Origin of the sequence: Actinomadura kijaniata (assembly GCF_014138665.1) — a bacterium.
In the GTDB taxonomy this organism is placed as follows: domain Bacteria; phylum Actinomycetota; class Actinomycetes; order Streptosporangiales; family Streptosporangiaceae; genus Spirillospora; species Spirillospora kijaniata.
This window is the reverse complement of sequence record NZ_JACJIA010000007.1, coordinates 250,057-269,350: the sequence shown is the minus strand read 5'-3', so window position 1 is coordinate 269,350 and position 19,294 is coordinate 250,057. Positions and strand designations below refer to the sequence as shown.

Below are 19,294 nucleotides of genomic sequence, written 5' to 3'. Positions count from 1 at the left end.
AGGATGGACGGAAAGGGGCCGCGGGGCGCGGAGGCCCGCGCCCGTGTCAGCCGGTTATCAGGCGAGCCGGTCCAGGACCAGCGGGCCGAGCCGGGTCACGTCGCCCGCGCCCAGCGTGATGACCACGTCGCCGGGACGGGCCAGGCCCGCCGCGGTGGCGGCGACCTCGTCCCAGACCGGCGCGTAGACGCGTTCGGTGCCCTCGGGCACCGCATCGACGATCAGCTCGCCGGTGACGCCGGGCTCGGGGTCCTCGCGGGCGCCGTAGACGTCCATCACCACCGCGACGTCGGCGAGGCCGAGGGCCTGCCCGAACTCGGCGGCGAAGAAGCGGGTGCGGCTGTACAGGTGCGGCTGGAACACCGCCACGATCCGGCCGTCCTCGCCCTTCTCCCGCAGGTAGTCGCGGGTGGCCTCCAGATCGGCGGTGACCTCGGTGGGGTGGTGGGCGTAGGAGTCGAACACCTCGACCCCGCCCGCCTCGCCCTTGCGCTCCAGCCGGCGCATCGCCCCGCCGAACCCCGCCAGCCCCTCCCGCACCGCGTCCTCGTCGAGGCCGAGGGCCCGGGCGACGGCGACGACGGCGGTGGCGTTGAGGGAGTTGTGGCGGCCGGGCACGCCCAGCCGGACCGTCCCGACGCCCTCGATCGTGGACTCCGAGCCCAGGCCGCGCGGGGTGAACCCGGTGACCCGCAGGTCCGCGCCCTCGGCCGCGCCGTAGGTGAGCACCCGCAGGCCGCGCGCGCGGGCGCGGTCGGCCAGCTCCAGCGCGACCGGGTCGTCGGCCCCGGCGACCAGCGTGCCGCCGGGCTCGATCCGGTCCACGAACCGGGCGAAGTTCTCCTTCACCAGCTCGAAGCCGCCGTAGTTGTCCAGGTGGTCGGCCTCGACGTTGGTGACGACCGCGATGTGCGGGGTGTACATCAGGAACGAGCCGTCGCTCTCGTCGGCCTCGGCCACGAACACGTCCCCGGTGCCCTCGTCGGCGCCCAGCCCGGTCGTGACGAGCTGCCCGCCGATGCAGTACGACGGGTCGGCCCCGGCGTGCTGGAGCGCCACCGTCAGCATCGAGGTGGTGGTGGTCTTGCCGTGCGTCCCGGCGACCGCGACCGCCCGCCGCCCGGCCATCAGCGAGGCCAGGGCGGCGGAGCGGTGCAGCACCCGCAGCCCGCGCTCGCGGGCCGCGACCAGCTCGGGGTTGGTGTCGCGGATGGCGGTGGACACCACCACGGTGTCGGCGTCGCCCAGATGGGCGGCGTCGTGCCCGACGAAGACCTTCGCGCCCAGCGCGGCGAGCTGGCCCAGCAGCTCCGAGTCGCGGGCGTCGCTGCCGGACACCGCGACGCCGCGCTTGAGCATCACACGGGCGATGCCGGACATGCCGGCACCGCCGATCGCGATGAAGTGGACCCGGCCCAGCTTCTCCGCCGGCACGACCTCACCAGGGCTGATCAGACTCATCGGGTGGTTCTCGTTCCCCTCGTCCCCGCGCGTTCCGTCCCCGGCCACCGGGGCTACTGCCGGTGGCCCTCCGAACGGACCACTTCGTACACCATCTGCGCGAGCGCCACGTCGGCGTCGCGGCGACCCATCCGCCCCGCGGCCTCCGACATCTGCGCCACGCGCCCCGGGTCGGCCAGCACCGGAAGCAGGTTCCGGGCGATCCACTCGGCGCTCATCTCGGCGTTGTCGACCAGCATCCCGCCGCCCGCGGCCACGATCGGCTCGGCGTTCAGGCGCTGCTCGCCGTTGCCGATCGGCAGCGGCACGTACACCGCGGGCAGGCCCACGGCGGTCAGCTCGGCGCAGGTCATCGCGCCGGCCCGGCACATCGCCATGTCCGCGGCCGCGTAGGCCAGGTCCATCCGGTCACAGTACGGGATCGTCACGTACTGCGGGCCGCCCGGCGGCGCGGGCTCGGGCGTCTCGGTGTTCTTGGGGCCCACGATGTGCAGCACCTGGATCCCGGCCTGCCGGAACCACGGCGCGGCCTGCACGGCGGCCTGGTTGAGGGACCGGGCGCCCTGCGACCCGCCGAAGATCAGCAGGGTGGGCAGGTCGGGCAGCAGCCCGAAGTAGGAGCGGGCCTTGTCGCCCATCGCCAGCCGGTCCAGCGTGGCGATCTCGCGGCGCAGCGGGATGCCGACGAACCGGGCGTTCGGCAGCGGCGAGTCGTGGTGCGACACCGCCACGTGGTCGGTGAACCGCGCGCCGAGCTTGTTGGCCAGCCCCGGCTTGGGGTTGGCCTCGTGCACGATGATGGGCACCTTGCGCTTGCGGGCGGCCAGGTAGCCGGGCGTGGCGACGTAGCCGCCGAAGCCCACCAGGACGTCGGCGCCGAACTGGTCCAGGACGTTGGCGGCGGTGTTGATCGCCCCGCGCAGCCGGCCCGGCACCGTCAGCAGCTGGGGGGTGAGCGTGCGGGGCAGCGGCACCGGCGGGATCAGCGCCAGCTCGTAGCCGCGCTGCGGGACCAGCCGGGTCTCCAGGCCGCGCTCGGTTCCCAGGCACACGATCCCCGTGTTCGGGTCGTGCCGGCGCAGCGCGTCGGCCAGGGCCAGGGCGGGCTCGATGTGTCCGGCGGTGCCGCCGCCGGCCAGGACAACCCTCATGCTCTGTGACAACTCCTCAGCATGGTCGGTGGTGGGGGGATCGGCTCGGTCCGTGTGGGCCGGTCGGTCCGGCGAGAGGTCAGCGCCGGGCCAGGCCCAGCCAGCTTAGAGCCCGCGACACCGGTCCGGGGCCGCGGGCGGCCAGCGCCTGGCGCGCGCCGGGCTCGCGTTTGGCGAACGCCAGCAGCATGCCGAGCGCCACCAGGGTCGGGATCAGCGCCGACCCGCCGTAGGACACCAGCGGCAGCGGGATCCCTGTGATGGGGAACACGCCGATCACCGCCCCGATGTTGACGATCGCCTGGACCACCAGCCACGCGGTGGCGCCCGCCGCCGCCAGCCGGGTGAAGGGGTCCCTCACCCGGCGGGCGATCCGCAGGCCCGCGTACGCCAGCAGCCCGAACAGCCCGAGTACCACGAGCGTACCGACCAGCCCGAACTCCTCCCCGATGATGGCGAAGATGAAGTCCGTCTCGGCGTGCGGCAGGAAGTCCCATTTGGCGCGTCCCTCCCCCAGCCCGGTGCCGACCAGGCCGCCGGAGGCGATCGCGTACAACCCCTGCGTGCCCTGGTAGTTGTGCGTGAGCTGGTTCTGGGTGGGGTCCAGGAACCCGGTCAGGCGCTGCATCCGGTAGGGCTCGACGACGATGAGGATCGCCACCAGCAGCGCCACCAGCCCGGCGATGCCGACGAACAGGCGGCCGGGCGCGCCCACCACCCACAGCAGCGCCAGGAAGATCGTCAGCAGGACCAGGGTGGTGCCCAGGTCGTTGCCCAGCATCACCAGCAGCACCAGCACGCCCGCGACGGGCATCAGCGGCATCAGCAGCGGGCGCCACTCGGTGAGCATCCCGGACTTCTCCCGGCGGGCCAGGATGTCGGCGCCCCACAGCATCAGCGCGAGCTTGGCGGGCTCGGACGGCTGGATGAGGATCGGCCCGAACGCGATCCAGCGGGTCGCGCCGTTGGCGGTGTGGCCGATGAACAGCACCAGCACCAGCGCCGCCACCGACAGCAACAGGATCGGGTAGGCCAGGGTGCGGAACGTCCGCACCGGCAGCCGGGAGGCCCCCCACATCATCGGCAGCCCGAGCGCCATCCACATGGCCTGCTTCTGGAGCAGCGTGTACGCCGACCCGGTCTCCTGCAACTGCTTGACCAGCGACGCCGACAGCACCATGGTCAGGCCGAGCGCCAGCAGCATCACGGTGCAGCCCAGCACCAGGTAGTAGGAGGTCAGCGGGCGGTCCAGCAGCCCGACGGCCGCGGCGACCTGCTCGCGCGGCCGGGACCGGCGGCCGGGCTCCTGCTCGGCGGGGATCGCGCTCACGACGCTCACCCCCCGCCGGGCGTCACCGCGGCCAGCCGCCGCACCGCCGCGGCGAACGCGTCGCCGCGGGCCCCGTAGCTGGTGAACATGTCCCAGGACGCCCCGGCGGGCGCGAGCAGGACGGTGTCGCCGGGCTGGGCGAGCCCGGCTGCCTCGGTCACGACTCGGTCCATCGCCCCAGTGTCGGTGTCGGCGACGTCCACGACCGGGACATCCGGGGCGTGTCGCGCGAGTGCCTCGGCGATCCGCGCCCGGTCCCGGCCCAGCAGCACCACCCCGCGCAGCCGGTCGGCCGCCGACCGCACCAGGTCCTCGACGTCGGCGCCCTTGAGCAGGCCGCCCGCGATCCACACCGCCGACCGGCACGCCGCCAGCGAGGACGCGGCGGCGTGCGGGTTGGTGGCCTTGGAGTCGTCGACGTAGTCCACGCCGCCGACGGTGGCGACGTGGCTGATGCGGTGCGGGTCGGGCACGAACGCCCGCAGCCCCTCGCGCACCGCCTCCGGCGGCACGCCGAAGGCGCGGGCCAGGGCCGCGGCGGCCAGGGCGTTGGCGACGTTGTGCGGCGCGAACGGCCGCACGTCCGACAGTTGCGCGAGCTCGGCGGCGCTGGTGCGCGGGTCGTCCACGAACGCCCGGTCCACCAGCAGGTCCTCCACGACGCCAAGCTGGCCGGACGCGGGGACGTCCAGGGTGAACCCGGTGCACCCGGCGGGGCCGAGGGCGGCGGCGGGCGGGTCGTCGGCGTTGACGACCGCGACCGTGCCCGGCGCGAAGATCTTGGCCTTGGCGGCGGCGTAGGCGTCGAACGAGCCGTGCCAGTCCAGGTGGTCGGGGGCCACGTTCAGCACGGCCGCCGCGTGCGGCCGCACGCTGGAGGACCAGTGGAGCTGGTAGCTGGACAGCTCGACGGCGAACACGTCGTAGGTCTTGTCGAGGACCGCCTCGACGATGGGGGTCCCGACGTTCCCGACGGCCAGCGGGGTGTGCCCGGCGGCCTTCAGGATCCCGGTGAGCATCCGCACGGCGGTGGTCTTGCCGTTGGTGCCGGTCAGCGCCAGCCACGGCGCGGGCTCGCCGGTGGGGCCGGGGCCCCGCAGCCGCCAGGCCAGCTCGACCTCGCCGAAGAACTCGATCCCGGCGGCGGCAGCGGCGGCGGGCAGCGGCGCGTCGGGCCGCCAGCCCGGCGACGCCACCACCAGGTCCGCGCCCTCGGGCAGGGTCTCGCCGTCGCCGAGCCGCACGGCGATCCCGAGGGCCTCCAGCCCGGCGGCGTGCGCGCGCTCGCCGTCGCCGTCGCGGGACTCCACGAGGGTGACGCGGGCGCCCCGCTCGGCCAGCACCCGCGCGGCGGCGCGGCCCGACAGGCCGATCCCCGCCACGCAGACGTGCCTTCCGGCCCAGTCGCCGGTCTCGGTCGGCCCGGTCACTTCTTCGGCATCCATTCCAGGTAGAACAGGCCCAGGCCGATCGCGGTGAACAGCGCCGACATCAGCCAGAACCGCACGACGATGGTGGTCTCGGCCCAGCCCGACAGCTCGAAGTGGTGCTGGAGGGGGGCCATCTTGAACACCCGCTTGCCGGTCAGCTTGAACCCGCCGACCTGGATGATCACCGACAGGGTGATCATGACGATCAGGCCGCACAGGATGGCCAGCAGGAACTGGGTCCGGGTGAGGATGGCCAGGCCGACCAGCACGCCGCCCAGGGCCAGCGAGCCGGTGTCGCCCATGAAGACCTTGGCGGGCGGGGCGTTCCACCACAGGAAGCCGAACACGCCGCCCAGCACCGCCGCCGCGACGACCGCGAGGTCGAGGGGGTCGCGGACGCTGTAGCAGTTGGGGGCCAGCGCGAAGTCGTAGCAGGAGTTGCGCAGCTGCCAGTTGCCGATGATCACGTAGGCGGCCAGCACCATGCCCGCCGGGCCGGCGGCCAGGCCGTCCAGTCCGTCGGTGAGGTTCACGCCGTTGGACATCGCCGCGATCAGCAGCAGCGCCCAGATCACGAACAGGTACGGGCCGATGGAGGGCCCGAAGTCGCGCAGGAACGACAGGTGCGGCGAGGCCGGGGTGATGTCGTAGCCGTTGGGGAAGTTCAGCGACGCCACCGCGAAGATCACGCCGACCAGGACGATCCCGATCATCTTGGCGCCCGAGCGCAGGCCCAGCGAGCGCTGCTTGAACACCTTGATGTAGTCGTCGACGAAGCCGACCAGGCCGAGGCCCGACATCAGGAACAGCACCAGCAGGCCCGACACCGTGGGGGCGGTGCCGGTGAACAGGTGCGCCGCCGCGTAGCCCAGCAGCGACCCGACGATGAACACGGTGCCGCCCATGGTGGGGGTGCCGCGCTTGTTGAGGTGGGCCTCCGGGCCCTCCTCGCGGATCATCTGGCCGTAGCCGAGCCGGTTGACGATCCGGATCCAGATCGGGGTGCCGACCATGCCGATGATCAGGGCGATCCCGGCCGCGATGATGATGTTGGTCATGCCAGCAGCCCCTCGGCGATCCGTTCCAGGCCGGCGACTCGGGAGCCCTTCACCAGTACGACGTCCCGCGGCCGCAGCCGCTCCCTCAGCGCGGTCAGCGCCGCGCCGACGTCATCCACTCGCACGCTCTCTCCCGTCCATGACGCCACCTGTTCGGCTCCTTCGGCCATCGCGGCGGCGGCGTCGCCGACCGTGATCAGGGTCGCGACGCCGCTGCGCGCGACATGCTGCCCGATCTTGGCATGTTCCGCCACAGAATCCGCACCCAGCTCGGCCATCTCGCCCAGCACGGCGAACGCGCGGCGGCCGCGCGCCATGTGCGTCAGGGTGTCGACCGCCGCCCGCACGGAGTCGGGGTTGGCGTTGTAGGCGTCGTTGACGACCGTGACGCCGTCGGGCCGGTCGGTGACCTCCATGCGCCACCGGCTGGCCGGTACGGCCCGCGACAGCGCCGCGGCGACGGCCGTGACGGGCAGTCCGGCGGCGCGGGCCGCTGCCGCGGCCGCCAGGGCGTTGGCGACGGCGTGCCCGCCGACCAGGCGCAGCTCGACCGGCGCGCTCCCCTCCGGGGTGACCAGCGTGAAGCGGGCGCGGCCGAACTCGTCCATCCCCTCGTCGGCGGCCCGCACGGCCGCCTCGGAGGAGCGGCCGAACGTGACGACCCGCCCGGCGGTGCGGGCCGCCATGGCCCGCACCAGGGGGTCGTCGGCGTTGAGGACCGCGGTGCCGCCCGGCGGGACGGCCTCGACCAGCTCGCCCTTGGCCTTGGCGATGGCCTCCCGGCCGCCGAACTCGCCGACGTGGGCGGTGCCGACGTTCAGCACCACGCCGATCCCCGGCCGCGCGATGCCGGTGAGGTAGGCGATGTGCCCGATGCCGCGGGCGCCCATCTCCAGCACCAGGAAACGGGTGGCGGCGTCGGCGCGCAGCACCGTCAGCGGCAGGCCGATCTCGTTGTTGAACGACCCGGCCGGCGCGACGGTCGGCCCGGCGTCCCGCAGCACCTGCGCGATCAGGTCCTTGGTGGAGGTCTTGCCGGCCGAGCCGGTCACGCCGATCACGGTCGCCTCCGGCAGCCGCTCCAGCACGCCCCGGGCCAGCGCCCCCAGGGCCCTGCGCACGTCCGGCACGACCACGCACGGCCCGTCGACGGGCCGTTCGGCCAGCACCGCGGCGGCCCCGGCGGCCAGCGCGGCGGCGGCGTAGTCGTGGCCGTCGACGCGCTCGCCGCGGAAGGCGGCGAACAGCGCGCCGGGCTCGACGGCGCGCGAGTCGATGACGACCGGACCGGTGACCTCGGCCTCGTGCCGGCCGCCGTGCACGGTCCCTGCGGTGATCTCCGCGATCGCCGACAGCGGAAGTGGGATCACGCCTGCGTCCCGTCCCCTCTCGTGGGGGCCAGCGCGGTCCGGCGCAGCGCTTCGCGGACGACCTCGCGGTCGTCGAACGCGAAGACCTCACCGGCCACGTACTGCCCCTGCTCGTGACCCTTGCCCGCGACGACGATCACGTCGCCGCGCCGGGCCCGGCCGACGGCCAGCTCGATCGCGGCGGCACGGTCGGGTTCGACCACGACGTGCGCCCGCTGCGCCCGCGGCACCTTGAGCCCGCCCTCGACCATAGCGGTGAGGATGGCCAGGGGGTCTTCGGACCGGGGGTTGTCGTTGGTGAAATACGCCATGTCGGCCAGCCGCGCGGCGATCTCGCCCATCAGCGGGCGCTTGGCGCGGTCGCGGTCGCCGCCGCAGCCCAGCACGATGGCCAGGCGGCCCTCGGTGACCGGGCGCAGGGTGTTCAGCACGGCCTCGACCGCGCCGGGCTTGTGGGCGTAGTCGACCAGCACGACGAAGTCCTGGCCCTCGTCCACGCGCTCCAGGCGGCCCGGGACGCCCGTCATGGTGCCCACGCCCTGCACAGCGGTCTGCAGCGGGATCCCGGCCTCCACCAGCGCCACGATCGCGCCGAGGGCGTTGGCGACGTTGAACGGGCCGGGCAGCTGCACCGACGCGTCGGCCTCGACGCCGCCGGGGCCCACCACGCGGAACACGCTGCCGTCGGACCCGAGCCGCACGTCCTGGGCGCGCCAGTCGGCCCCGGGATCGCCCTCGGCGGAGAACGTGGTGACCGGGACCGTCGCGATCCGCGTCAGCTCGCGGCCCCACCGGTCGTCGATGTTGATGACGCCGGTGCTGGTGTACTCGGGGGTGAACAGCTTCGCCTTGGCGGCGAAGTAGTCCTCCATGGTCGGGTGGTAGTCCAGGTGGTCCTGGGACAGGTTCGTGAAGATGGAGACCTCGTAGCGGGCGCCACCGACCCGGCCCTGCGCCAGGGCGTGGCTGGACACCTCCATGGCCGCCGCGCCGACGCCCTGCTCGCGCATCATCGCGAACAGCGCGTGCAGGTCGGTGGACTCGGGCGTGGTCAGGGCGCTGGGCACCCGGCGGTCCTTGATCCGCATCTCGACGGTGCCGACCACCCCGGTCTCCACGCCCGCGCCGCGCAGCCCGGCCTCCAGCAGGTACACGCTGGTGGTCTTGCCGCTGGTGCCGGTCACGCCGATCAGCGTCACGTCGGTGGCGGGCTCGCCGTACACCCAGGCGGCGGCGCGGCCGAGGACGGCGCGGACGTCCGGCACGACCAGCACCGGCAGGCCCGCGGCGGCGGCGCGCTCCCGGCCCTCCTCGTCGGTCAGGACCGCCGCCGCGCCCGCCGCGGCGGCCTGCCCGGCGAACTGGGCGCCGTGGGCGCGGGCGCCGGGCAGCGCCGCGTAGACGTCGCCGGGCAGCACCGCCCGCGAGTCGTGGGTGATGCCCGTCACCTCCGTCGGACCGGGGTCGCCTTGGGCGCCGAGCAGGGTGGCGAGGTCGGACAGCGGCCTGGCCGAGGTGGAAGTCGGGCGCATGGCGTTTCTTTCGGTGCGGACGGATGGGGTCTGGCGGGACATCGGTGCTGAACTCACGGCGAGAGAGGGTACTGGTTACGGTCAGTCTCGGGCGTAGATCTTGACTTTCGGCGGCTTGCTCCCGGTCGGCGGGATCTTGCGGTTCGCCAGCGCGTACGTCATCACGTCCTTGAACACGGGAGCGGCGACGTCACCGCCGTAGTACCCGCCCTTGCGCGGGTCCTGCAACACCACCTGGACGACCAGCTGCGGGTCGTCGGCGGGCGCGAACCCGGTGAACGACGAGGTGTACCGGCCCTCGTGGTACAGGCCGGTGCGCGGGTTGACGATCTGGGCGGTGCCGGTCTTGCCCGCGACGCGGTAGCCCTCGATGCGCGCCCCGGGCGCGGTGCCCTCCCGGCCGGTGGCGCCCTCCAGCATGTCGCGCAGCTCCTTGGCGGTCTCGCCGCTGATGACGCGCTTGCTCTGCGGGGCCGGGGCGGGCGTGAACGTGCCGTTCTCGTCGGTGGTCCCGGCGAGCAGGGTCGGCGCGACGCGGACGCCGCCGTTGGCGATGGTGGCGTAGACGCTGGCCATCTGCAGGGCGTTGACCGACAGGGTCTGCCCGAACGCGATCGGGTAGCGGTCGGTGCCCCACCACTTGTCCGGCGGCTTGAGCTGCCCGGCGGTCTCGCCCGGCAGCCCGATGCCGGTCTTGCTGCCGAAGCCGAACTCGCGCAGGTAGTGGTAGAGCGTCTCCTTGGAGATCCGCTCGCTGGCCATGATCGTGCCGACGTTGCTGGACTTGGCCAGCACCCCGGCGAACGTCAGGTCCTCGGGCGCGTGGTCGTGCGAGTCGCGGAACTCCCGGTCGTACTTGCGGATGCGGTCCCGGACGTGGAAGACGGTGTCGCGGGTGACGCCGCCCTTCTCCATGACGGCGGCGGCCGTGACGACCTTGCCGGTGCTGCCCGGCTCGTACGCCTCCTGCACGACCGGGCTGCCCCAGGTGGCGCGCGGGTACTTGCCGTAGTTGTTGGGGTCGAAGCCGGGCGCGGACGCCATCGCCAGCAGCTGGCCGTTGCGCGGGTCCATCACGACCACGCTGCCGCTGCGCGCGCCGGTCTCGCGCACCTTCCTCTCGATCGCCTCCTGCGCGCGGAACTGCAGGTCGCGCAGGAGCGTCAGGCGCAGGTCGCGGCCGGGCACCGGCGGCTTCTTCTGGCTCTCGCCCATCGGGATGTGCTGCCCCTCGGGGCTGATCTCCACCCGCTGCCAGCCGTCGCGGCCCGCCAGCATGGAGTTCATCGAGTACTCCAGGCCGGCGGCGCCCTGTCCGGAACCGTTCACGAACCCTATGACGCCCGCCGCGAGTGACGCGTTGGGATACTCGCGGCGATATTCGGGCAGCGTTCCGATGCCGAGGAACTTCAGCGAGGTCACCACGCGCGCCTGGTCCGGCGGGACGCCGTGCGCCAGGTACTGGAACCGGGTGTTGGGCCGGCTGATCACCTTGATGATCTCCGCCGGGTCCTTGCCGAGGATCGGCGCGAGGGCGCCGGCGATCTGCTGCCGCTTCTCCGGCTTGATGATGTAGGGGTCGGCGAAGATGCCGCGCGCCTCCACCGTCATGGCCAGGGAGTTGCCCTGGACGTCGGTGATGTCGCCGCGCCCGGCGGGCAGCGTGATGTCCTGGAGCCGCTGCCGCAGCGCCAGCTCGGTGTACTTGCCCGACTCGATCGTCTGGAGCTGGACCAGGCGGCCCGCGAACAGCGACAGCACGAACGCCACCGCCAGCAGCCCGACGTTGAGCCGCTTGAGCGGGTCGCGGCGCACGAACGGCATCTTCGGCCGGGGACGCCGCCTCGGCCCGCGGGGCGGCTCGGGGCGGGTGCGGCGCCCGTCGGGGCGGGTCGGGGCCGTGCGGGGGTCGCGGGCCCCGGTCCTGCCCCCGGTCGCGGGCGCGCCCTTGGCCCCGTTCCCGTTACGGGCCGGTCGCCGGGCGGTCGAGCCGCCCGGCGACCGGGGAGGGTTGCCCGTATGACGCCCGGACGCGCGCGCCGCGCCCGGGCTGCTCTTGTCGTCCCGGCCCACCGTCCCGCGGGGCCCCCGCCTCTGGGGGCCGCGGCCGGGCGGACCGGCCGGACGCTTGGTCACGTCGCCCCCCGGCCGGTCCCGGAACCGATGCGAGTCCTCACGGGCGGGCGGCCTCCGTTCCCCGTCCGGGGGCCGAGGGCACGCCGTCGCCGGGCACCACCGCGCCGGGGATGCCCACCACGCCCGCCGCGCCCGCCGCCGCGGCGGCCGCGTGCGGGACCTGCCGCATCGAGCGGCTGTCGGTCGGGCGGCCGTTGTAGTCGACGAACAGCAGCGACCCGGGCCGCTTCATGCCGAGCGCCTCGGCCTTGCGGGCGAGGTTCTCGGGCGACTCCTCGCGGGCGATGTCGCTCTGGTACGCCTGGCGCTGCTGCTCCAGCAGCTTGGTGCTGCGCTGGAGCTGGGTCATGCTGATGGCGTCCTCGGCCAGCACCGTGTTGAGCAGCAGCAGGCTCACCAGCGCGCCGCCGAGCAGCCCGCACACCAGCAGCACGAACGGCGCGCGCGGCGGCGCGGCCGGGCGCGCGGCGGGCCGGGCGGGCCCGGCCTTCCCGGCCGCCTTCCTCCCGGGCGCGGTGCGGCTCTGCGGGCGCGGCTTCGGCGCGGTCCGCGCGGCGCCGCCGACGGGACGGCCGGAGGTCCGCGACGGCGCCGGGCGCGCGGCGTCCCGCCCGGCCCTGACGTCCTTCTTGGGGTCCTTCTTGACGTCCTTCTTGGTGTCCTTGGCCTTGGCGTCCCTGGCGGCGTCCTTGTTCTTCGCGGCGCCCTGGGCGGCCCCGGAGCGCGGCTCCTTGGCGCGCGGCTCCGTGGCGCGCGACCTGGGCGCCGGCTGCCTGCGCTGCTTGGCCTGCCGGTTCTGCGTTCCCGGCTTGCGGGTCGTCGTCATGTCGCCTCCCGGACCCGCTCGGCGGCGCGCAGCCGCACCGACCCGGCCCGTGGGTTGGTCTCGGTCTCCTCGCCGGCCGGCAGTTCCGCGCCGCGGGTCAGCAGCCGGAAGCGCGGCTGGTGCTCGGGCAGGGGGACCGGCAGGTCCGGAGGGGTGGTGTCGGCCGCCTGTTTCCCCAAGATCTGCTTTGTAATCCGATCTTCGAGGGAGTGGTAGCTGAGCACCACGATGCGGCCGCCCACGGGCAGCGCGTCGAGGGCGGCGGGCAGGGCCCGCCGCCAGGTGTCCAGTTCGCCGTTGACCTCGATGCGCAGCGCCTGGAAGGTGCGCTTGGCCGGGTTGCCGCCGGTGCGGCGGGTGGCCGCCGGGATCGAGGAGCGGACCAGGTCGGCCAGCCGGGCGGTGGACTCCAGCGGGGCGCGCTCGCGTTCCCGGACGATGGCGGCGGCGATCCGCTGGGCGAACCGCTCCTCGCCGTACTCGCGCAGGATGCGCGCCAGCTCGGCGGGCGGGTAGCCGTTGACGACCTCGGCCGCCGTGAGGCTCTGGGTGCGGTCCATCCGCATGTCCAGCGGCGCGTCGTAGGAGTAGGCGAAGCCGCGGTCGGCCTCGTCGAGCTGCGGCGAGGAGACGCCCAGGTCGAACAGCACGGCGTCGATCCGGGGGACCCCGAGCCGGGCCAGGACCTCGGGAAGCTCGTCGTAGACGGCGTGCACCAGGGTGGCCCGGTCGCCGAACGGCGCCAGCCGCCGGCCCGAGCGCTCCAGCGCCGTGGGGTCCCGGTCCAGGCCGATCAGGCGCAGCCGGGGGTGGGCCCCGAGCATCGCCTCGGCGTGGCCGCCCATGCCCAGGGTGCCGTCGAGGTAGACCGGGTCCCGGTCGGTGACCTGCACCGCGGGACGGAGAAGTTCGAGGACGCGGTCGAGCATGACCGGTACGTGACCGGCCTCGGCCGCGTGGTCGCCCACGGTCATGGTTCACCCCCTTGTGCTGCCACCTCGCTCGCGGACTGTGTGGCATCGCCGGCCGGACCCTGCTGTCGGCACCCCCGTGGCCTCGCCCGGCCAGGTCCCCATCCGCTGCCCTGAGGAAGTTTCACCGCGGAAGTCGCGGGGGGTCGCCCTCTGGCGCCGGGGAAGCTGCGCCAGATGGCCGGAGAGCGGCTGGAGACCTGGCCGAACGCGGGCCAGTGCCGGTCAACGGACCGACGAGTCGTATCTCAGAGGATCCCGGGCAACACCTCCTCCGAGATGTCGGAGAAGTTCTGCTCCTCCTGCTCCAGGTAGGTCTCCCACGCCTTGGTGTCCCAGATCTCCAGCCGCGTGTTGGCGCCGATCACGGTGCAGTCGCGGGAGAGTCCGGCGTAGGCGCGCAGCGGCGGCGGGATGGTGATGCGGCCCTGCTTGTCGGGGACCTCGTCGGAGGCGGAGGCGAAGAAGACACGGCTGTAGGCGCGGACGGCCCGTTCGGTGACCGGCGCGGCACGCAGAGCCTCGGTGATGCGCTGGAACTCCGCCATGGGGAAGACGTACAGGCAGCGTTCCTGGCCCTTCGTGATCACCAATCCCCCCGACAGCTCCTCGCGGTACTTCGCCGGCAGGAACAGTCGTCCCTTGTCGTCGAGGCGCGGTGTGTGGGTGCCGAGGAACACCGGCCCCACCTCCCGCGCCGCATGGGGCGCTACTGCTCCCCACGGCGCCCCACTCTACTCCACTCTTCCCCACCGTCAACTAGGAAAACTCGCCCCGCGCGCCGATTTCCTCCGCGAAACCGCAGGTCAGAGGGGGTGGGGCGAAGTGGGGCGCGGCGCGGCCCCCTCCGCGTGCCGCGCCGCCATGGACGGGTCGCGGACGGGTCGCGGAACGACCGCGGAACGGTTCCGGAAGTCTCCCGGAGGTGAGGGCGCCGGTCCCGTGGGGAGAAGTGGGGAACACGGTACGGCTGTGCGAACGTTCCGGGTGCAGCACAATAAGCACCCGTTCCACACGAACATCGCTGCGGAGGGCCCCACCACGTACTGTCGGTGGGGTGGGTGTCGTCGACCTGGTGGCCCGGGACGCGGCGGGTCCGGGCGCGGGAACGGCCGGGCGGACCGCGCGGCCGTGCAGGCTGAGGAGGGTTGCCGGTGTCAGTGGACACACACGGGGGGCGTGCCCCGGGGCTCGATGGGCTGGCGGAGGTCGCCAACCGGATCCGCGGCGCGATCGAGTCGGTCGTGGAGGGCAAGCCGCAGGCGGTGCGCCTGGCGCTGACGGTGCTGCTGTCGGAGGGCCATCTGCTGATCGAGGACGTGCCGGGCGTCGGCAAGACCATGCTGGCCAAGGCGTTGGCGCGGTCCATCGACTGCTCGGTGCGGCGCGTGCAGTTCACCCCCGACCTGCTGCCCAGCGACATCACCGGGGTCAGCGCCTACAACCAGGAGCGCCGCGAGTTCGAGTTCAAGCCCGGACCGGTGTTCGCGAACCTGGTGGTCGGCGACGAGATCAACCGGGCCTCCCCCAAGACCCAGTCGGCGCTGCTGGAGTGCATGGAGGAGCGCCAGGTCACCGTGGACGGCGCGACCTACGCGCTGGAACGGCCGTTCATGGTGGTCGCCACGCAGAACCCGGTGGAGATGGAGGGCACCTACCCGCTGCCGGAGGCGCAGCGGGACCGGTTCACCGCCCGGATCTCCATGGGCTATCCCGACCCGGCGGCCGAGCTGGAGATGCTGGACGTGCACGGGCAGTCCTCGCCGCTGGACCGGCTGGAGCCGGTGGCCAAGGCCGCCGACGTGCGCGCCCTGGTGGAGGTGGTGCGGCGCCAGCACGTCGCGCCGTCGGTCCGCCAGTACGCCATCGACCTGGTCACCGCCACCCGCAACCATCCCGAGCTGCGGCTGGGCGCCTCCCCGCGCGCCACCCTGCACCTGGTGCGGGCGGCGCGGGCCTACGCCGCGCTGGACGACCGCGACTACGTACGCCCCGACGACCTCCAGGAGCTGGCCGTCCCGGTGCTGGCGCACCGGCTGCTGCCGACCGCCGAGGCGCAGGTGGAACGCCGTCGCCCCGAGCACGTGGTGGCCGAGCTGGTCCACCGGGTGCCGGTGCCGGCGCCGCGTTCCTGACCCCTCCCCTCCCGCTCCCCCCACCCTCCCGGGATGTGATCTTGAGACGAGCGCTGGCCGGTCTGACCACCCGCGGCCGGTCCTTCGTGGCCGCCGGGACCACGGCCGTGGTGTGCGCCTTCGTGCTCGGCGAACGCGACCTGCTGCGCGCCGGGGTGCTGGTGCTGGCGCTGCCGCTGCTGTGCGTGCTGGCGGTGTCGCGGACCCGGTACCGGCTGGCGTGCGCGCGGCGGCTGACGCCCTCGCGGCTGCCGGTCGGCCACGAGGCCCGCGCCGACCTGCTGATGGAGAACGTGTCGCGGCTGCCCAGCGGCCTGCTGATGGTCGAGGACCAGGTGCCCTACACCCTGGGCGGCCGGGCCCGGTTCGTGCTGGACCGGATCGAGCCGCGCGGCTCGCGCGAGCTGAGCTACCGGATCCGGTCCGACGTGCGCGGCCGGTACCGGGTGGGGCCGCTGGTGGTGCGGCTGACCGACCCGTTCGGGATGGTGGAGCTGGTGCGGTCGTTCAGCCAGGCCGACACGCTGACCGTCACCCCGGCGATCGTGGCGCTGCCGCCGGGGCGGCTGGCGGGCGCCTGGACCGGCGGCGGCGACAGCCCCGCCCGCACGGTCGCCTCGGCGGGCGAGGACGACATCGCCCCGCGCGAGTACCGGCACGGCGACGACCTGCGGCGCGTCCACTGGCGGTCCACCGCGCGGCGCGGCGAGCTGATGGTGCGCCGCGAGGAGCAGCACTGGCAGAACAGCGGGACCCTGTTCATGGACACGCGGCGCCGCGCGCACTGGGGCGAGGGGCCGGGGTCGTCGTTCGAGCAGGCCGTGTCGGTCACCGCCTCGGTGGGGGTGCACCTGGCGCGGGCCGGGATGGGGCTGCGGCTGGTCACCGACGCCGGTGAGGCGGTGCCGCCCGCGGTGGACGGCGCGTTCGAGGGGTTGCTGCTGGACGCCCTGGCCGTGGCGCGGGTCTCCGACGAGGGGTCGCTGACGCCGGGCCTGGCGGCGCTGCGCGGCGCGTCCGCGCTCCGCCGCGAGGGCGAGGGCCTGGTCGTGGCGGTGTTCGGGGCGCTGGACGTCGAGGAGGCGCGGCAGGTGGCGGCGGCGCGCCGGGGCACCTCCACGTTCGTGGCGGTGCTGGTCGCCCCGGACCTGGCGACGCACGACGAGAACGCGCACGGGGGCGGGGCGGCGCGGGTGCTGCGGTCGGCGGGCTGGCGGGTGGTCTCGGTCCGCTCGGCCGCCGAGCTGGCCGGGGCGTGGGCGCTGGCCGACCACGCCACCGAGGACTTCGCCAGGGACCACACCGGGAACGGGGGCGGCGCGTGAGGATCCGGATGACGGTCATGGCGGCGCTGGCGGTGCTGGCCGGGTCGGTCGGGCTGTACCCGCTGTTCACCGGCAAGGGCTGGTTCTGGGTCGCGCTGGGCTCGGTGCTGGCCGTCGCGGTGGGCGGGACGCTGGGCCGCCGGCTGCGGCTGCCCGCCGCGTTCACGGCGGTCGCCGGCGCCGCCGCGCTGCTGGTGTACCTGACGGTGCTGTTCGCCTCCTCGCAGGCGCTGCTGGGCTTCCTGCCGACGCCGGGTTCGCTGGGCCGCCTCGACGAGCTGTTCGGGCAGGGCTGGAAGGCCGTCAACGACTACGCCGCCCCGGTGCCGCTGGTGCCGGGCATCCGGCTGCTGGTCGGGGCCGGGGTCGGGCTGGTCGCGATCGTGGTGGACCTGCTGGCGGTGCGGCTGCGCCGGGCGGCCCCGGCGGGGCTGCCGCTGCTGGCCATGTACAGCGTTCCGGCGGCGGTGCGGCAGGACGGCATCGGGTGGGCCGCGTTCGCGGTCGGGGCGCTGGGGTTCCTGGCGCTGCTGATGGCCGACGCGCGCGAGCAGGTCGGCGGCTGGGGCCGGGTGGTGTTCACCCCGCGCTGGTCGCAGGAGGTCCCGGTGGCCGGGGCCGTCGGGCCCGCGCCCGCGCCGCAGCGGCCCGACGCCCGCTCGCTGATGTCCAGCGGGCGGCGGATCGCGTTCGCGGCGGTGGCGGTCGCGGTGCTGCTGCCGACCGTGATCCCGGGCGTCCAGCCGCGCGGCCTGTTCGGGCTGGGCGGCGGGGGCGGCGGCGGGACGCAGACCGTCACCACGCCCGACCCGCTGGTCAGCCTGCAACGGGAGCTGACCGAACGCGGCGACGCGGTGGTGCTGACCTACCGCACCGACGCCGGGCCCCGCCCCGACTACCTGCGGATGTACGCGCTGGACCAGTTCAACGGCAACCGGTGGTCGTTCTCCTCGCTGTCGACCGGCGACCGGGACCGGCTGCAGCCGGGCGTGGAGCTGACCCCGGCGCCGGGCCTGGGGCCGGTGCGGGTCCGCCGCGTGACCACGGAGGTCCGGGTGTCCCGCCGGGTCCGCGAGATGGACTTCCTGCCGGTGCCCTACGCCCCCGCCCGCGTGTCGGTCAAGGGCGACTGGCGGGTGGACGACGCCTCGCGGATGATCTACTCCCCGCGCGACTCGGCGAGCGGCCGGTCCTACACGGTGGTCAGCGCGCAGACGATGCCGACCGTGCGGGACCTGGCGGCGGGCACCGCGTTCCCGTCGGAGATCGCGCGGCGCTACACCGCCCATCCGCGCACGGTGCCGCCGGAGGTCATGCGGCTGACCCGGGAGATCACCAAGGGCGCGCGCACCGCGCACGAGCAGGCGGTGATGTTGCAGCGCTGGTTCACGCGGACCGGCGGGTTCCGGTACGACCTGTCGGCGCCGGCGCCCCGGCGCGGCGACGACCTGGTGAACTTCCTGCTGCACGACAAGCGCGGCTACTGCGAGCAGTTCGCGGCGTCGATGGCGCTGATGGCCCGCATCCTGGGCATTCCCGCGCGGGTCGCGATGGGCTACACGCCGGGCACGCAGAGCGGCCCGAACGAGTGGACGGTGCGGTCCCGCGACGCGCACGCCTGGCCCGAGCTGTACTTCGAGGGCGCCGGGTGGGTGCGGTTCGAGCCGACCCCCTCGGGGCCGGGCGGCGCGGGGCAGGGCACCGCGACCTCCCCGTCCTACTCGGAGACGACGGCGATCGCCGAGCAGCCGGGCGAGGACGGGCAGACCGAGCCGACCCCGTCGGCGTCGTCGAGCACGGCGCCGGGGGCGTCCGAGAGCGCCGCGCCGCAGGGGCGTCCCGACCCGCTGGGCGACCAGGGCGACCGGGGTTCGCCCCAGGAGGACGACGGCACGCCGCCGGCGGGCTGGATCGCCGGGACGGTGCTGGTGCTGGCGCTGCTGGCGGCGCCGATGGTCGCGCGGGCGCTGGCGCGGCGGCGGCGCTGGTCGGCGCTGCGGCCGGCGGCCGGCGACGGGCCGGGGGCCCGGGACGACGGCGGGGCCGGGTTCGCGGATCCGGCGGAGGCGGCGGCGCACGCCGCGTGGCGGGAGCTGCGGGCCGACGCGGTCGACCACGGTCTGGAGTGGCGGCCCGGTGACACGCCGCGGCAGGCGGCGCGGCGGCTGTCGGAGCTGCTGGAGCTGGACGCCGAGACGGCGCGGTCGCTGGGCCGGATCGCGCGGGCCGAGGAGATGGCGCGGTACTCGCGGTCGCGGGTCCCGGCCCCGGCGGAGGTGCTGCGGGCCGACGTGCGGGCGGTGCGGGAGGCGTTCGCGGCGTCGGTGGGGCGCACGGCGCGGTGGCGCGCGCGGCTGCTCCCCCCGTCGGCGATGGCGGCGACGTCGCAGGCCGCGCAGTCGCTCGGCCGGGCGGTCGGCGGCCGCGTCCGCCGGGACGGGGGGCGGTGGGGCCGGGTGCGGGACCGGCTCGGAGGGTGGCGGTCCCGGAACCGGGACCGCTGACGGCGGCGGGGGCCGCCCGGTCACCCGCCCTGGCCTGTGTTCACCGGCCCGTGTTCACTGGTCCG

The 19,294-nt window shown here is 74.6% G+C and carries 14 protein-coding genes; 3 read left to right on the top strand and 11 right to left on the bottom strand.

All coding sequences use genetic code 11. The features are described 5' to 3' along the window. Window positions 1–57 precede the first annotated feature (57 nt). From murC to mraZ, 11 genes are all read right to left on the bottom strand, one after another. The gene (gene murC, locus HNR61_RS26485; RefSeq protein ID WP_182845893.1) at window positions 58–1,461 is read right to left on the bottom strand and encodes a UDP-N-acetylmuramate--L-alanine ligase; all 1,404 of its coding nucleotides are present in this window, start codon (window positions 1,459–1,461) and stop codon (window positions 58–60) included. 53 nt (window positions 1,462–1,514) lie between these two features. Next, window positions 1,515–2,612 (bottom strand): undecaprenyldiphospho-muramoylpentapeptide beta-N-acetylglucosaminyltransferase, encoded by a 1,098-nt coding sequence (gene murG, locus HNR61_RS26480; protein WP_182845892.1) that lies wholly within the window; start codon window positions 2,610–2,612, stop codon window positions 1,515–1,517. A 79-nt stretch (window positions 2,613–2,691) separates the two neighbouring features. Then, window positions 2,692–3,942, bottom strand: coding sequence for a putative lipid II flippase FtsW (gene ftsW / locus HNR61_RS26475; RefSeq protein WP_182845891.1), 1,251 nt, complete (start codon window positions 3,940–3,942; stop codon window positions 2,692–2,694). A gap of 5 nt (window positions 3,943–3,947) precedes the next feature. After that, window positions 3,948–5,387, bottom strand: a complete 1,440-nt coding sequence (gene murD, locus HNR61_RS26470) for a UDP-N-acetylmuramoyl-L-alanine--D-glutamate ligase (RefSeq protein WP_182845890.1) — start codon at window positions 5,385–5,387, stop codon at window positions 3,948–3,950. After that, window positions 5,369–6,430 carry a phospho-N-acetylmuramoyl-pentapeptide-transferase gene (gene mraY / locus HNR61_RS26465; RefSeq protein WP_067832431.1) on the bottom strand — a complete coding sequence of 354 codons (1,062 nt, stop codon included), beginning with the start codon at window positions 6,428–6,430 and terminating at the stop codon, window positions 5,369–5,371. Before mraY ends, murD begins: the two co-directional genes overlap by 19 nt. Then, window positions 6,427–7,800, bottom strand: a complete 1,374-nt coding sequence (locus tag HNR61_RS26460) for a UDP-N-acetylmuramoyl-tripeptide--D-alanyl-D-alanine ligase (RefSeq protein WP_182845889.1) — start codon at window positions 7,798–7,800, stop codon at window positions 6,427–6,429. The genes mraY and HNR61_RS26460 overlap by 4 nt, the downstream gene beginning before the upstream one ends. Beyond that, on the bottom strand, window positions 7,797–9,332 hold the full coding sequence (locus HNR61_RS26455; RefSeq protein ID WP_182845888.1) for a UDP-N-acetylmuramoyl-L-alanyl-D-glutamate--2,6-diaminopimelate ligase: 1,536 nt from the start codon (window positions 9,330–9,332) through the stop codon (window positions 7,797–7,799). Before HNR61_RS26455 ends, HNR61_RS26460 begins: the two co-directional genes overlap by 4 nt. 81 nt (window positions 9,333–9,413) lie before the next feature. Further along, window positions 9,414–11,156: a peptidoglycan D,D-transpeptidase FtsI family protein gene (locus HNR61_RS26450; protein WP_220509802.1), complete on the bottom strand. Its 1,743-nt coding sequence runs from the start codon at window positions 11,154–11,156 to the stop codon at window positions 9,414–9,416. Window positions 11,157–11,505: 349 nt separating this feature from the next. Beyond that, a complete protein-coding gene (gene ftsL / locus HNR61_RS26445) occupies window positions 11,506–12,294 on the bottom strand; it encodes a cell division protein FtsL (RefSeq protein ID WP_182845886.1) in 789 nt (262 codons plus the stop codon). Further along, window positions 12,291–13,268 (bottom strand): 16S rRNA (cytosine(1402)-N(4))-methyltransferase RsmH, encoded by a 978-nt coding sequence (gene rsmH, locus HNR61_RS26440; RefSeq protein WP_182845885.1) that lies wholly within the window; start codon window positions 13,266–13,268, stop codon window positions 12,291–12,293. The genes ftsL and rsmH overlap by 4 nt, the downstream gene beginning before the upstream one ends. 245 nt (window positions 13,269–13,513) lie before the next feature. Beyond that, the gene (mraZ, locus tag HNR61_RS26435; protein ID WP_067826478.1) at window positions 13,514–13,945 is read right to left on the bottom strand and encodes a division/cell wall cluster transcriptional repressor MraZ; all 432 of its coding nucleotides are present in this window, start codon (window positions 13,943–13,945) and stop codon (window positions 13,514–13,516) included. Between the two features lie 474 nt (window positions 13,946–14,419). Between mraZ and HNR61_RS26430 the strand changes: the two genes are divergently transcribed. The 3 genes from HNR61_RS26430 to HNR61_RS26420 are packed head-to-tail and all read left to right on the top strand — an operon-like array spanning window position 14,420 to window position 19,229. Further along, entirely contained in the window at window positions 14,420–15,400 is a 981-nt protein-coding gene (locus tag HNR61_RS26430; RefSeq protein ID WP_376770274.1) for an AAA family ATPase, read from the top strand. Between the two features lie 35 nt (window positions 15,401–15,435). Continuing rightward, window positions 15,436–16,725, top strand: coding sequence for a DUF58 domain-containing protein (locus HNR61_RS26425; RefSeq protein WP_312898108.1), 1,290 nt, complete (start codon window positions 15,436–15,438; stop codon window positions 16,723–16,725). An 8-nt stretch (window positions 16,726–16,733) separates the two neighbouring features. Further along, complete coding sequence (locus tag HNR61_RS26420; RefSeq protein WP_182845884.1) at window positions 16,734–19,229, top strand: transglutaminase TgpA family protein; 2,496 nt, start codon at window positions 16,734–16,736, stop codon at window positions 19,227–19,229. Window positions 19,230–19,294 lie beyond the last annotated feature (65 nt).

What these genes read in the sequence shown, in the direction of transcription:
- murG (WP_182845892.1), bottom strand. Translation starts at nt 2,612, where the DNA reads ATGAGGGTTGTCCTGGCCGGCGGCGGCACCGCCGGACACATCGAGCCC.
- HNR61_RS26450 (WP_220509802.1), bottom strand. Translation starts at nt 11,156, where the DNA reads ATGCCGTTCGTGCGCCGCGACCCGCTCAAGCGGCTCAACGTCGGGCTG.
- ftsL (WP_182845886.1), bottom strand. Translation starts at nt 12,294, where the DNA reads ATGACGACGACCCGCAAGCCGGGAACGCAGAACCGGCAGGCCAAGCAG.
- HNR61_RS26420 (WP_182845884.1), top strand. Translation starts at nt 16,734, where the DNA reads ATGACGGTCATGGCGGCGCTGGCGGTGCTGGCCGGGTCGGTCGGGCTG.
- rsmH (WP_182845885.1), bottom strand. Translation starts at nt 13,268, where the DNA reads ATGACCGTGGGCGACCACGCGGCCGAGGCCGGTCACGTACCGGTCATG.
- murD (WP_182845890.1), bottom strand. Translation starts at nt 5,387, where the DNA reads ATGGATGCCGAAGAAGTGACCGGGCCGACCGAGACCGGCGACTGGGCC.
- HNR61_RS26455 (WP_182845888.1), bottom strand. Translation starts at nt 9,332, where the DNA reads ATGCGCCCGACTTCCACCTCGGCCAGGCCGCTGTCCGACCTCGCCACC.
- mraY (WP_067832431.1), bottom strand. Translation starts at nt 6,430, where the DNA reads ATGACCAACATCATCATCGCGGCCGGGATCGCCCTGATCATCGGCATG.
- murC (WP_182845893.1), bottom strand. Translation starts at nt 1,461, where the DNA reads ATGAGTCTGATCAGCCCTGGTGAGGTCGTGCCGGCGGAGAAGCTGGGC.